14 protein-coding genes are annotated in these 13,421 nt (G+C 35.8%); 4 read left to right on the forward strand and 10 right to left on the reverse strand.

Annotated elements, in window-relative coordinates:
• Window positions 1–96: 96 nt before the first annotated feature.
• Together ACPUVN_RS08655 and ACPUVN_RS08660 are read right to left on the reverse strand one after the other, a co-directional pair.
• On the reverse strand, window positions 97–513 hold the full coding sequence (locus ACPUVN_RS08655; protein WP_426357013.1) for a GFA family protein: 417 nt from the start codon (window positions 511–513) through the stop codon (window positions 97–99).
• 37 nt (window positions 514–550) lie between these two features.
• Window positions 551–1,261: a ZIP family metal transporter gene (locus tag ACPUVN_RS08660; protein WP_426357012.1), complete on the reverse strand. Its 711-nt coding sequence runs from the start codon at window positions 1,259–1,261 to the stop codon at window positions 551–553.
• A 270-nt stretch (window positions 1,262–1,531) separates the two neighbouring features.
• Between ACPUVN_RS08660 and ACPUVN_RS08665 the strand changes: the two genes are divergently transcribed.
• A complete protein-coding gene (locus tag ACPUVN_RS08665) occupies window positions 1,532–2,377 on the forward strand; it encodes a spondin domain-containing protein (protein ID WP_426357011.1) in 846 nt (281 codons plus the stop codon).
• 139 nt (window positions 2,378–2,516) lie between these two features.
• Here ACPUVN_RS08665 and kdsA read toward each other — a convergent pair whose 3' ends face one another.
• The 7 genes from kdsA to hemA form a co-directional block, all read right to left on the reverse strand.
• Window positions 2,517–3,359 carry a 3-deoxy-8-phosphooctulonate synthase gene (gene kdsA / locus ACPUVN_RS08670; protein WP_426370463.1) on the reverse strand — a complete coding sequence of 281 codons (843 nt, stop codon included), beginning with the start codon at window positions 3,357–3,359 and terminating at the stop codon, window positions 2,517–2,519.
• 60 nt (window positions 3,360–3,419) lie between these two features.
• Window positions 3,420–4,694, reverse strand: coding sequence for a DUF819 domain-containing protein (locus ACPUVN_RS08675; RefSeq protein ID WP_426370464.1), 1,275 nt, complete (start codon window positions 4,692–4,694; stop codon window positions 3,420–3,422).
• A gap of 42 nt (window positions 4,695–4,736) precedes the next feature.
• Window positions 4,737–5,540 carry a tetratricopeptide repeat protein gene (locus ACPUVN_RS08680; protein WP_426370465.1) on the reverse strand — a complete coding sequence of 268 codons (804 nt, stop codon included), beginning with the start codon at window positions 5,538–5,540 and terminating at the stop codon, window positions 4,737–4,739.
• A gap of 127 nt (window positions 5,541–5,667) precedes the next feature.
• Entirely contained in the window at window positions 5,668–6,030 is a 363-nt protein-coding gene (locus ACPUVN_RS08685; protein ID WP_426370466.1) for a SirB2 family protein, read from the reverse strand.
• Between the two features lie 101 nt (window positions 6,031–6,131).
• Complete coding sequence (gene prmC, locus ACPUVN_RS08690) at window positions 6,132–7,019, reverse strand: peptide chain release factor N(5)-glutamine methyltransferase (RefSeq protein ID WP_426370467.1); 888 nt, start codon at window positions 7,017–7,019, stop codon at window positions 6,132–6,134.
• A 35-nt stretch (window positions 7,020–7,054) separates the two neighbouring features.
• Window positions 7,055–8,137: a peptide chain release factor 1 gene (gene prfA / locus ACPUVN_RS08695; protein ID WP_426370468.1), complete on the reverse strand. Its 1,083-nt coding sequence runs from the start codon at window positions 8,135–8,137 to the stop codon at window positions 7,055–7,057.
• A 157-nt stretch (window positions 8,138–8,294) separates the two neighbouring features.
• Window positions 8,295–9,563, reverse strand: a complete 1,269-nt coding sequence (gene hemA / locus ACPUVN_RS08700) for a glutamyl-tRNA reductase (RefSeq protein WP_426370469.1) — start codon at window positions 9,561–9,563, stop codon at window positions 8,295–8,297.
• A 439-nt stretch (window positions 9,564–10,002) separates the two neighbouring features.
• Here hemA and lolB point away from each other — a divergent pair, with 439 nt between their 5' ends.
• The 3 genes from lolB to ACPUVN_RS08715 all read left to right on the forward strand — a co-directional run bounded on the left by lolB (window position 10,003) and on the right by ACPUVN_RS08715 (window position 12,651).
• A complete protein-coding gene (gene lolB / locus ACPUVN_RS08705) occupies window positions 10,003–10,692 on the forward strand; it encodes a lipoprotein insertase outer membrane protein LolB (RefSeq protein ID WP_426370563.1) in 690 nt (229 codons plus the stop codon).
• A gap of 10 nt (window positions 10,693–10,702) precedes the next feature.
• Entirely contained in the window at window positions 10,703–11,602 is a 900-nt protein-coding gene (gene ispE / locus ACPUVN_RS08710) for a 4-(cytidine 5'-diphospho)-2-C-methyl-D-erythritol kinase (protein WP_426370470.1), read from the forward strand.
• A 98-nt stretch (window positions 11,603–11,700) separates the two neighbouring features.
• Window positions 11,701–12,651 (forward strand): ribose-phosphate pyrophosphokinase, encoded by a 951-nt coding sequence (locus ACPUVN_RS08715; protein ID WP_426370471.1) that lies wholly within the window; start codon window positions 11,701–11,703, stop codon window positions 12,649–12,651.
• Between the two features lie 292 nt (window positions 12,652–12,943).
• Here the strand turns inward: ACPUVN_RS08715 and tnpA are convergent, their stop codons facing one another.
• The gene (gene tnpA, locus ACPUVN_RS08720) at window positions 12,944–13,387 is read right to left on the reverse strand and encodes an IS200/IS605 family transposase (RefSeq protein ID WP_426370472.1); all 444 of its coding nucleotides are present in this window, start codon (window positions 13,385–13,387) and stop codon (window positions 12,944–12,946) included.
• Window positions 13,388–13,421 lie beyond the last annotated feature (34 nt).

Consider the following 13,421-nt stretch of genomic DNA (forward strand, 5'->3'; position numbering starts at 1 on the left):
TATTTGATGGGATAGCTATTCATTCAATTACAGTGAAATAAGCATGTAAAATTGAATGAATAGATGAATATTAACAGGTACTCATGTCTCAGCTTATTAAGACGCTTGTTTTGGGAAAGCGGTTATATTTTCTGGAATAACAAACCAACTGAGCTTTTCGCTTACCCATACATGAACACTAGGTTGAAAAATAGTATCGTCTGCGACATCAATCGGTTGTAATTTTAATCTGATGCTAGATAAGTCATCAGGGTTGTAGTGATAAACTCTATTGCCACAACCAACGCAAAATTTAGCGTGATTTTTATTTCCACTATCAGCAATACGAACCCATTCATTAAAAGTTCCGCTGAACTCGATATCATTAGTGTCAACAACGATTGTTATGCTAAATGCGCTAGTAGATAACTTTCTACATTCTTGACAATGGCAAGCCATAACCTTTGTAGGTTTAGCTTTTATTGTGTAACTGATATTGCCACATTGGCAAGTACCCTTAATTGGATATGTCATAAATTCTCTCTAAATTATTTTCATTTTTATCTTAAGCTTACGAAGCAGCAGTAAGCATAAAACCGAACATGCCAAATACAAAACCTAACACGGCTCCCATCGGTGGAGCTAAGTGATTTTTCAATACAACTTTGGGTGCTAAATCTTGAAATATTGAGTAAAGAATACCGCCTGAAGCAAATAACATAATACATGCGATAACTACTGGGTAACCTGAAAGCCAGAGGTAGCCAGATGCACCCGCAACAGGGCCTAAAAGGGCTAATAGTGTAAATATAATAAGTATTTTACGTGTATTAAAAGACGGCGATTCATTTAACTCACGATAAGCACTAAAGCCTTCGGGTATATTTTGTAATGCAATTAAGCCCGCAAGTAAAAATGCCCCGTTACTTCCTGTAGCAAATGCAGCACCTAATGCGATTGATTCAGGAACAAAGTCAGAAACCATTGCCGCAAGTTGGCTAGCAGGTGTATTTCTCTTTTTAAGAAAAATATCGAGATACATAAAACATAAGCCACCTAAGATAAAAAAAGCACAGGCGGTAAATGGTGTTGTATGTTCCATTCCTTCAGGTACCAATACTAAAGCCACTGCAGACAATAACGCCCCGCCCCCAAAAGCAACAATACCGTGTTGTACTTCATTATTTATCCAACGCATTTTAAAGCAAGCTAATGCAGCTCCTACCGTCATACCTAATCCAGCCAGTAATGTTGATGCAATAACAACAAACAATAAGGTCACACAATTCTCCAATAATATAATGGGTAGTACTTAAATTTCACTTAATTATGAGTGATTTAAATAAAAAATCATTCATTAAAAACTTTTAACATTATGATGATAACCCTACCTTATGTATATACCTATACTGATTGGTAACAAGTATATCTTGAGCCTTTTGTTATGACTTCGTGATAACTCTGTGATAACTGCTTCTTATCATGTTAATCAAGTGCTAATTAATTGTAATTAGCATAGGGACACGTAATTTATACTTTGGGGAAAATTAGCATGAAAATAATAAAAACAGCATTGTTAACAGCATTAACGGGTAGCGCTTTACTATCTGGTGCATCACAAGCAGCAATGGTTGAAGTAGAAGTAAGTAACTTATTCAATACAGGCGGTTTAGCACTAACACCTGTATGGGTTGGTTTTCACGATGGGTCTTTTGATTCATTTGATGCTGGCTCTACATCTTCAGCTTCGTTACAAGCATTAGCAGAAGGCGGTGACTTTTCAGGTATTTCTTCTGACTTTATGGCAAGTAATGCAACTGGACAGCAAGGTGCAGTGCTTGCTCCTGAAGGATTTGGTGGTGCTCCAGTATTTGAACCTGGGGAAACGGCAACATCAGCAATATTTGACATCAATGCAACCGACAATGGCTACTTCAGTTTCTTGTCTATGTTAATTCCTACTAACGATGCTTTTATTGGCAACGATAGTGCAACAGCTTATTCATTATTTGATATGAATAATGAGTTTGTTGGATTAGATATTTTAGTATTAGGTTCAGATGTTTGGGATTCAGGTACAGAATTAAATAGAGGCTATGGCTCTCCTTTCTTAGTAGGTGCTGATGCAGAAGAAAGACAAGATGAAAACGGCGTAGTGGGTCAACATGCTGGTTTAACTGTTTTAGCGGGTGGTTTATCTATTTTTGGGGGTGATACGCCAGCAGGTTATTCAATTGACCAAGCAGCGGCTGACTTTACCGCACAAGGTTTTCAAGTAGCGCGTATTACAGTAAACCAAGTACAAGTTCCAGTGCCAGCAAGTGCAGGTTTATTCGCGATTGGTATGGTGGCTTTAGTTGGTTTCAAACGCCGTAAGACTTCAGTAAAAGTTGCTTAATACGGCTAGCTATAAAGTTCTAACATTTGAACTTTATATTTAGCATTTAAGACTTATAAAAAAGGGTGATAGATTTCTCTATCACCCTTTTATTTTTATCTTTTATGTTACTTTAAAGCTAAATTACTTAAGTAGTTTATTAACCTGTAATAAGTGGTTCAAAACCTTTAACAACATCATCAATAGCTTTCATTTGCTCTAGGTAAGGTTGAAGTTTATCAAGTGGTAATGCACATGGTCCATCACACTTAGCTTGAGAAGGATCCGGATGCGCTTCAATAAATAAGCCGGCAATACCAATTGCCATACCACTTCTAGCTAACTGAGCAGCTTGTGCTCTTCTGCCGTCAGCAGAGTCACTTCTACCACCTGGCTTTTGTAAGGCATGTGTCGCATCAAAAATTACAGGTGCGTAGCTTTTCATTTCGTCCATCGCAAGCATGTCTACAACTAGGTTGTTGTAACCGTAGCAGCTGCCACGTTCACATAAGATCATTTTTTCATTACCTGCTTCAGCAAATTTAGTAATGATATGACGCATTTCATGTGCCGCTAAAAACTGTGGTTTTTTAATATTGATAATGGCATTCGTTTTAGCCATAGCAACAACTAAGTCAGTTTGGCGAGCTAAGAATGCAGGCAATTGAATAATATCAACAACTTCAGCTACTGGCTGTGCCTGATAACATTCATGTACATCAGTAATAATTGGAACATTGAATGTAGATTTTATTTCTTCAAAGATTTTTAAACCTTCATCTAAACCAGGACCACGATACGAATTAACTGACGAACGGTTAGCTTTATCAAAAGAGGCTTTAAATACATAAGGTATGTTTAGCTTTTGCGTAACTTCTACATAATGTTCAGCAATACTCATGGCTAGGTCACGAGATTCAAGTACATTCATACCACCGAATAGCGTAAACGGTTTGTCGTTTGATATTTCAATATTGTTTAACTGAATAGACGATAACGCCATTATAAATCCTTAAATTATTACGTTTAATTTTAACTATCTTATTGGAGAGTTTATCAGACTTTACGCAAGGCTTTGTAAAATTTGCCCACATAACCAAGCCATATATGTTCCTACGGTATATCCTAGTACAGCAAGCAATACACCTACAGGAGCTAAAGACGGATGAAAAGCTGAAGCTACAATCGGAGCCGATGCCGCGCCACCTACATTCGCTTGACTGCCTACTGCCATATAAAATAATGGTGCTTTTATAGCTTTAGCCACGATCAACATTAATCCTGCATGTACTAACATCCAAATACAACCTAAAACAAAATAGATAGGTGTATCAAAGATCATACGAATATCCATTTTCATGCCTATAGTGGCAATTAATACATATAAAAATGATGATCCTATTTTCGAGGCACCAACACCTTCTAAATTACGTACCTTAGTAAATGAGAGAATAATACCAACCGTAGTCGCAAATACAATCATCCAAAAAAACTTACTATGAAAACTATAACGCGCGGTACCTGGGTAATTAGCAATAAAATAAGGCGTTATAAAATCTGAGAATAAATGGGCAAAACCGGTAACTCCAAGCCCTACTCCCAAAATAATCATTAAGTCTGAAAGTTGTGGGATACGGCTGTGTTCTGCGTTAAATTTATCAACCTTATTTTTTAATGCTTCAATCGCCTGTGTATTTGCACCCGACTTTGCATCAATACTTTTAGCTTTAGCCGCCATAATAAGTAGTACGGCCATCCAAAGATTGGCAACGATTACATCTACCGTTACCATTGCCGAAAATATTTGATCGCCAGCACCATAAATTTCTTTCATTGCAGCTTGATTAGCACCACCACCAATCCAGCTTCCAGCAACAGTCGCCATACCTCGCCATACAGCATCAGGACCGCTAACACCTAATAATTCAGGCCATAAAGCGGATACGATCAATAACGCAATAGGACCACCAATAACAATACCTATCGTGCCAGTAAAAAATAGAATAATAGCTTTATTGCCTAGTTTGGCAATAGCTTTAAGGTCAACACTAATGGTTAGAAGTACTAAACAGGCTGGTAGTAAATAACGCGATGCAACAAAGTAAAGCTGAGATTCGTCACCATCAATAACACCAAAAGTATTTAATAACGAAGGTATAAAATAACAAAGTAAAACGGCAGGTACTATTGTGTAGAATTTTTTCCAGAAAGGGTGTGAGCTACTGGCAGTATAAAAAATGGTTCCAAGCATAATAGCTAAAAAGCCTAAAATGCTTGCATCATTAGTGACTAGGGCTTGATGTGTTTCAGCGGTTACTTGCACTGCTTGCTGTAACATACATTCTCCAATAGTAAATTAAATACGTTCGTTTATTACCACCTAATGAAGAGTGTTATCAACAACCGTTATTTTTTCTAACTGCATTTTGAGTAATTGTGCTGCAGGATCTTTAGGGCACTGTTCAACAAAATATTGATAATCGTCGTATGCTACCTTAAAGCAATCTAATTGGTGTAATAAAAAGCCTCGATCTCTTCTTTCAAAAGGATCTTCTGGGCGCAAACCAATCAGTAAGTCAACACACTTTAATGCTTGATTAAAGCCAGTCTCTTTTATTAAAGAGTTTTTAAGTGCGGTTAAATGTTCACTAATTAATGCTGTGTTTTCTATTGGTAATAGCTCAATATCACTTGGATCGCCTTCTATGTCGTCCATACGATCATCTAGTTGATGCCAATCTATCGATTCGCCAGTAACAGGTTCAAATATAATGGCATAATGCTCGTCACAAGAAACTCTGAGCATAGTATGATCAGGTACATAAACAATGTCAGTTTCAAACCCGCAGCTTTCTACAATATATTGCAGAATAACCGCTTTTAACGTAGGTGCTACCACACGATAGTCTACCGAAGTTTCTATATGAAAACTCACTACAGGCCAAAAAGCTTTTTGCTTATCAATGAACATCTGCTCAACAAACAATTCGTTTATTAAAATTTCCACTTGTTCTAATGGGTTTTCAACATCGACTATGGCTGATTGACAGCTTTCAATAATATCTTCAATGTTCTGAATTGACGTATCGCTCGTTTCAAATACAAATTCTTCAATTAATAAGAATAGGTCAAGTAAGCTTTTTTCGTCTGACTGTAATTCAGATAACAACAATTCATTGTTCAAAATAGTTATATGTTTCCAATAATTAGGTTGACTGTGTATATAGCTATTTACACAACTATATACACTTTCGGCATTTAAATATTAATGCCTTTATATGGGGTGAAAATTATCGTTTTAAAAGGGGTAATTAAAAGAAAACACCTTGTTTGCTTATTGCAATTCTAACCACTAATATGATCCAGCCTAATGCACCTAAATAACCAATAATTCGCATAGTATTGTTTTTAGCCAATTTTAAAGTGTAGAACGCAGTAAAGATATAAGCGATAACAGCAAGGATTTTTTCACCTAACCATAGTTGTTCAAAAGGGTTAATCGATAATTTAACGGCCATTGTTATGCCCAGAGCAAGTAAAAAAGTATCGATAACATGTGGTGCTATTTTTACCCATTTTTTATTCAATTGGGCTGAGCCCATCAATAACCAAGCAAAACGTAATGTTAATAAAAGAACACTAAGTAAAGCCAATGTCATGTGTAAATGTTTCATGGAAATCCTTGATTATATTTTGAATGATTAATTAACGTTCTATTGTGCCATTTAATCACTGAGTGAATTAATTTTATAATAAATTTTTATATTATTATGCTTTATTGATGAAAAGCACCGTAAGTAACACGATCATTTTCACCATAGTCTTGTATTGTTTTAACTTTACTAAAACCCGATGCCTGCATAATATTTCTAACAGCTTCACCTTGGTTATAACCATGTTCAAAGAAGAGGAAACCATCTTGCTTTAAATAAGGTATAGCTTGATTAACTATTTTTGTTATATCAGCTAAGCCTTCATCTTGGGCTACTAATGCACTTAAAGGTTCAAACCTCACATCGCCTTGCGATAAATGAATATCGTTTTCGTCAATATAAGGTGGATTGCTAATAATAACATCGAAGCGTTTATCTGTATCTACATTTAGAAACCAATCACTTTGGTAAATATTAACGTTATTTATTGCTAAGTGCTTGGCATTTTTTTGCGCTAATGCAACAGCATTTTCACTGTAGTCAATCGCGTCAATTTCCCAGTTTGGCTTTTCAGAGGCTAATGCAAGTGCTATCGCACCTGTTCCTGTACCTAAATCAATGCAGCTTATTGTATTACTTACAGTATCTGATGATTTATTTTCTAGGTTGTCTTCTACTTCCGCCAATATTTGTTCAATCAGGACTTCAGTATCAGGACGTGGAATTAGGGTTGATGCATCACAATAAAACGCTAAAGACCAAAATTCTTTAACGCCTGTAATATAAGCGATAGGTTTACCTAATAAACGTTCTTGAAGTAAAGCTGAATAGGAAGCGTATTGGCTAGCTGTTAAAACTTTTTCAGGCCAAGTATATAAGTAGTTTATTTCTTTATCTAAAACAAAGCCAAGTAGTACTTGAGAGTCAAGCTTGGCGCTGTCAGATACTTTTTCAAGTAATTCAGTGCCAAGCTCTATTTGCGTTTTTATGCTATTTTTTTCAGTTAGCATTAGCAGATCTTTTATAGAGTGAACAGATAAACAAATTAATCAGAAACTTCTGCTAATAAATCAGCTTGGTTTTCTTGCATAATAGGTTCCATGATCAACTGTAAGTTGCCTTCCATAATTTCGTTTAAACGATAAAGGGTTAAGTTGATTCTGTGATCACTCATACGACCTTGTGGGAAGTTATAAGTACGAATACGCTCTGAACGATCGCCACTTGCCACTAAGTTACGACGAGAAGATTCTTCTGCACTTCTACGTTTTTCATCTTCAGCTTGTTGTAATCGTGCTTGTAAAACAGACATGGCTTGCGCTCTGTTTTTATGTTGTGAACGCTGATCCTGGCATTCAACAACAACACCTGACGGTATATGCGTTATACGAATGGCTGAATCGGTTTTGTTAACATGCTGTCCACCTGCACCTGATGCTCTAAAAGTATCAACTTTTAAATCAGCTTTGTTAATTTCAATGGCTTCAGACTCTGGTATTTCAGGCATAACTACAACAGTACATGCAGAGGTATGAACACGACCTTGAGATTCAGTTTCAGGAACGCGTTGTACACGATGTCCGCCTGATTCAAATTTCATGTGCCCGTAAACACCTTCGCCATCAACTTTCATAACTATTTCTTTAAAGCCGCCCTGCTCACTTTCGTTAGAGTTCATTAATTCGATTCTCCAACCTTTCTTTTCAGCATAGCGTGTATACATGCGGTATAAATCACCTGCAAATATAGCGGCTTCATCACCACCAGCACCCGCTCGTATTTCTACGAAACAGTTATTGTCGTCTTTTGGATCTCTTGGTAGTAATAATATTTGTATTTCATCAGTTTTTTCTTCAACCGCTTTTTTAGCACTTTTAAATTCTTCTTGTGCCATTTCACGCATATCAGGATCATCATCCTTTAGCATTTCTTCTGCTGTTGTAAAATCGTCAACGGCATCTTTATAAGCGTTAAAAGCGTTAGTAATAATTTCTAACTGTGAAAATTCTTTAGATAAGGCTCTAAACTTTTCTTGATCTGAAATAGTTGCAGGATCAGAAAGTAACGCTTGAACTTCTTCAAAACGTTCAGAAATAATTTCAAGCTTTTGATAAACTGAGTTTTTCATTAAATTATTCTTTTATTGGGAAAATTTAGTCGAGCTAAAGTTGCAGTATTCTAGTGCTTATCAAACTGACAGTAAATTTTTTATGACTAAAATTAAGTAAATGTACGATGGTTTGTGTTTTTTTGAACAAAAATAAATATTACAATGAGGAAACTAGCTAAGGTTTTTTATCTATATCAAAAATATCTCTTAAATAAATAAGCTTGTCTAACTCGCCACCTTGCGCTGCACTTTGCAAAGCACTGGTAGGAGCATGCATGAACTTATTGGTTAACTTTGTTGCCAATTCAGCCATTATTGCTTCAGGATTTTTATCGCCTTCTAACTGTAGAAGTGCTCTTTTAAGTAACAAGTCTCGTTCTTCTAAGCATTGTTTACGGTAACTGACCACAGTATCTTGTGTATTTAAGCCACGTAACCAAGACATAAAGCTATTGGCTTGCGTATTTACAATACTTTCAGCTTCAACTGCCGCTCTTCTCCGATTTTCCATGTTTTTAGCAATAATGCCTTGCAGATCATCAACCGTATAAAGAAATACATCTTCTAAATCAGCAACTTGCTCTTCAATATCTCGAGGTACAGCTAAATCAACCATAAATATAGGTTGGTGCTTACGTTTAGCTAAAGCGCCTTCAACCATACCTTTACCTATAAGCGGTAAGGTACTGCCTGTTGAAGTAATAACGATATCTGACAATGCCATTTGTTCTGGTATTTGTGCGAGTGTAATAGCTTTACCGCCAAACTTTTCAGCCATCACTTCGGCTCTTGCTATAGTTCGGTTAGCAACGGTTATTTTACCTACTTTATTTTCATAAAGATGTTTAGCCACTAACTCAATCGTTTCGCCTGCACCAACCAGTAATACACGAACCTTTTCTAAATTAGCAAATATATGTTTAGCTAAATTAACTGAGGCAAATGCTACAGAAACAGCACTTGCACCAATTTCAGTTTCGGTTCTCACCTGCTTAGCTACGCCAAAAGTACGTTGAAATAAGCGATCCATCACTAAAGCCATGGAACCTGCAGCTTTTGCTTGCCCATAAGCTTGCTTCATTTGACCTAATATTTGAGGTTCGCCTAAAACAAGAGAGTCTAAACCACAAGCAACACGCATCATATGATTAACAGCTTGTTGATCTTGGTGTATATATAAACTAGGTAAAATAGTAGAAGCTGGAACATTATGATATTGCTCAAGCCAATTGATAAGGCGCTCTTGTGTTACATCTATAGCTTCATCTTGTACTAAATATAATTCAGTACGATTACAGGTGGATAAAATAACCGCTTCTTTGCATTTTACTGTATCTAACATACTTTGTAGCGCAGTAGACAATGCATCGGGATTAAAAGAGATTTTCTCTCTAACCGATACAGGAGCAGTTTTATGATTTATACCAACAGCAACAATAGACATAACGCTATATATTAAGGCCTTAATTAGAAAATTTGATTAAACTTTTGATTAACTATTCTCTCTTCTGCTTTATAGAAAAGCGTTTATTCTTTTTATGAAACACAGTGATAAAAAAGATAATAGGTTTTTATTATAACTAATCGGCACCAAATTTGCGTTATATTTTAGTTATATTAGTCATTAATTTTTTAGAATGATGCTTTTACAAAGTTCAGCAATACTGAGCTAATAGAGCTTATTTATGTATAAACAGCGATGACTTTTATCAAGTGCTCAAATTAACAGCAACATATCGTTAAATTTCACGAAAGGTAGAGATTCATTGAAAGCACCTTCCTATTTGTGGTCAAATATACTTAACGAATATATTACAAAGCCACTTTATGTATTTAGGTTAAGTAATAAAAATCCATTTAGGACCATTATGCTTCTTAAAAAGATGTTTCCCAGTTTTACACTTTTCACTACCCTTTATTGTTTGTTTAAGTACTCTTTAAAAAAGCACGCTGCAAAAAAATCTAATATTTTATTGATATTGTTTGTCACTTTTCTGGCTGGTTGTACAACAACCCAACCTGTTAACAATATAAAACCAGGTTATACCAGCGATATTATTAAAAGAGAACAGATGTTGGCACAATTAACAACGTGGCAAGTAAAAGGAAAAATAGCCTTTATTAATAGTGAAGAACGAAAAAGCGCTTCGTTATACTGGAATAAATCAAATACCAAGCAACAACTTAACTTAACCACTTACCTGGGTATTAATGTACTTAAGTTAAACTCTGATGAAGGCAATCATACTATCGAAGTTGATGGTAAAACTTATCTAGACAATGATTTAGACAGCTTAATTGAATCTTTAGTTGATATGCGCTTCCCTACTGAAGCTTTATCATATTGGATAAAAGCTATTCCATATAATAACAACGACAGTTTTACCTTTAATTCCGACTCACAATTACCTTTAACGTTAAGCAGTCATTACAATGGTTATAATTGGTTGATTACGTATGCTTCTTACCAAACCATTCAAAAAGGTGAAAAAACAATAGCTGTACCTAATAAAATTAAAATAACCTCATCAGATTTAACCATCAACATTGCCATTAATCATTGGACTATATAGAGAAAAAATAGTGAGCCAAGACAACTTTATTTCATTTCCGTCACCAGCAAAACTCAACTTATTCTTACATGTAGTTGGACAGCGCCCTAATGGTTATCACGAATTAGAAACCGTATTTCAATTTCTGAATTATGGCGACACAATCGAACTCAGTACCCATAAGCTCAATAATAACATTGATATTTTAACGCCTATTATCGGTGTAAAAAATACCGATAACTTGATCTATAAAGCCGCTAAAATATTACAAGATCAAATCAACTTCGATTGTGGAGTTAAAATCAAAATCAATAAAATACTCCCTATGGGTGGTGGCTTAGGCGGAGGTTCGTCCAATGCTGCGACTATATTGTTAGCATTGAACAAACTATGGGGAATTAATTTACCTATTCATAAGCTAGCTGAATTAGGTTTATCTTTAGGCGCGGATGTCCCCATTTTTATTCATGGTTATGCCGCTTTTGCTCAAGGTATAGGTGAAGTGTTAACACCAATTAATCCTGTTGAGCATTGGTATTTAGTTGCTAAGCCTGATTGCAGTATTTCAACCCAAGACGTATTTGGCTCAGTAGACTTAGTAAGAAATACGCCTAAGCTCTTATTAAATAACACAAGTAGCAATTTAGCAGATGAAATAAATATACAAAACTGCCATAACGATTGTGAAACTATCGTAATAAAAAACTATCCTAAGGTTGCCAAGCTACTGGCTTGGTTGGTAGAATACGCGCCGTCAAGAATGACTGGTACAGGTGCTTGTATTTTTTCGCGATTTAGCTCTGAAAGTGAGGCGCGAGTGGTGCAATCTAAACTTCCTGAAGGTATTGAATCTTTTGTTGCTAAAGGCATTAATCAATCTCCACTAATTGATGTTGTAAATAATTTAGTCAATGAAAAATATGAATTTTAATGCTTTAACCACTATTCTGGTTAAATAACATAGTTTGCTGACATTTATTTAAATGCAGCGTTGTAATTTTAATGTCAAAAGTTTCTAAGGAACTCTCTGTGCCTGACATGAAGATATTTGCGGGTAACGCCACCCCTGAACTGGCCAAACAAATAGCTAACCGCCTTTACATTACTCCTGGCGAAGCGAAAGTTGGTAGTTTTAGTGATGGTGAAATTAGTGTTGAAATAACTGAAAACGTGCGTGGTGCGGATGTATTCATTATTCAATCAACTTGTGCTCCAACTAACGATAATCTAATGGAACTTATCGTTATGATTGACGCATTACGTAGAGCTTCTGCGGGTCGTATAACTGCGGTTATACCTTACTTTGGATATGCTCGCCAAGATAGACGTGTACGAAGTGCTCGTGTACCAATTACAGCTAAAGTTGTTGCTGATTTCCTTTCAAGCGTAGGTGTTGACCGTGTACTAACGGTAGACCTACATGCAGAACAAATTCAAGGCTTCTTCGATGTACCAGTAGATAACGTATTTGGTACGCCTATCTTATTGGAAGACATGAGAAACCGTGAATTAGATAATCCTATTGTTGTGTCTCCAGATATTGGTGGTGTAGTAAGAGCTCGTGCTGTTGCTAAGCTATTAAATGATGCTGATTTAGCGATTATCGATAAACGTCGTCCAAAAGCTAACATTGCTCAAGTTATGCATATCATTGGTGATGTTAAAGGTCGTGATTGTATTATTGTTGACGACATGATTGATACGGGTGGCACTTTGGCAAAAGCAGCGGAAGCATTAAAAGAACATGGCGCAAAACGTGTTATTGCTTATGCTACTCACCCTGTTTTATCGGGTAACGCTGTTGAAAATCTTAAAAATTCAATGTTAGATGAAGTAGTTGTAACTGACTCAATTCCTCTTACAGATGAAATCAAAGCACTTGGTATTGTTCGCCAACTTACACTAAGCGGTATGCTTTCAGAAGCTATTCGTCGTGTATGTAATGAAGAATCAATATCAGCGATGTTTGATGAGAAATAAATCATTAAAATAAACATCAATTTAAAAGCGCGTTAAGCGCTTTTTTTAGCTCTGCAGTTTGAGTTAACTCTTTTAATTTATAACTCTTCATATATTTATTAACTTTTTTCGACTCAATTATGCAAATATTCAATGTGCTAAATAATACCAAACGGATTAATTTATTGCTCACTTAGCGAGAATTTAAAGGCTTAGAGGCAAGGCATTGATTGAAGAGAATGGTTATTCCCTTGTCAAAATCAATAACGCGGCATATGAGCTTATAAAATTCTCGGCCGCAAGCGACCGAGTTTCAAAACAAGTTTAGTTGATCGCTATTAATTTCTTTACCATCTAATTCGATTAACTGTTCTTGAACATATTTCCTGATAACTTCTTCTGTTGCGTTACCAATCGTTTCAACAAAAAAGCTTTGTGTCCATAATTTACCGCCCCAGAAATACTGCTTTTTAATTTCAGGATAAATTCTAAAAAACTCACGAGCAGTTATACTTTTAATTATTTGCATAACATCGCTTGGCGACTGTTTAGGGATCCCTCTAATAACCATATGAATATGGTCACTCGGAATTTCTAACTCTACGATATAAATATCGTAGTCATATCCTACTTTTTGAATAATTGCTTTCATTGTTGAACGATAAGGTTCAATGAAGACTTTGTGTCGATACTTTGGTATCCACACAAAGTGGTACATTAATCTAAAGACATGATGTGTATTTCTTTGAAGTTCCATATGAAGAATAGCATTTACTGGGGTCCCCCCAGTA

This window comes from Pseudocolwellia antarctica, assembly GCF_049933045.1.
Classification (GTDB): Bacteria; Pseudomonadota; Gammaproteobacteria; order Enterobacterales; family Alteromonadaceae; genus Pseudocolwellia.

Excerpts from the sequence above, each read along its gene's own strand:
- tnpA (WP_426370472.1), bottom strand. The coding sequence starts at position 13,387 with ATGGAACTTCAAAGAAATACACATCATGTCTTTAGATTAATGTACCAC.
- ACPUVN_RS08675 (WP_426370464.1), bottom strand. The coding sequence starts at position 4,694 with ATGTTACAGCAAGCAGTGCAAGTAACCGCTGAAACACATCAAGCCCTA.
- ACPUVN_RS08665 (WP_426357011.1), top strand. The coding sequence starts at position 1,532 with ATGAAAATAATAAAAACAGCATTGTTAACAGCATTAACGGGTAGCGCT.
- lolB (WP_426370563.1), top strand. The coding sequence starts at position 10,003 with ATGTTTCCCAGTTTTACACTTTTCACTACCCTTTATTGTTTGTTTAAG.
- hemA (WP_426370469.1), bottom strand. The coding sequence starts at position 9,563 with ATGTCTATTGTTGCTGTTGGTATAAATCATAAAACTGCTCCTGTATCG.
- prfA (WP_426370468.1), bottom strand. The coding sequence starts at position 8,137 with ATGAAAAACTCAGTTTATCAAAAGCTTGAAATTATTTCTGAACGTTTT.
- ACPUVN_RS08655 (WP_426357013.1), bottom strand. The coding sequence starts at position 513 with ATGACATATCCAATTAAGGGTACTTGCCAATGTGGCAATATCAGTTAC.
- kdsA (WP_426370463.1), bottom strand. The coding sequence starts at position 3,359 with ATGGCGTTATCGTCTATTCAGTTAAACAATATTGAAATATCAAACGAC.
- prmC (WP_426370467.1), bottom strand. The coding sequence starts at position 7,019 with ATGCTAACTGAAAAAAATAGCATAAAAACGCAAATAGAGCTTGGCACT.
- ACPUVN_RS08685 (WP_426370466.1), bottom strand. The coding sequence starts at position 6,030 with ATGAAACATTTACACATGACATTGGCTTTACTTAGTGTTCTTTTATTA.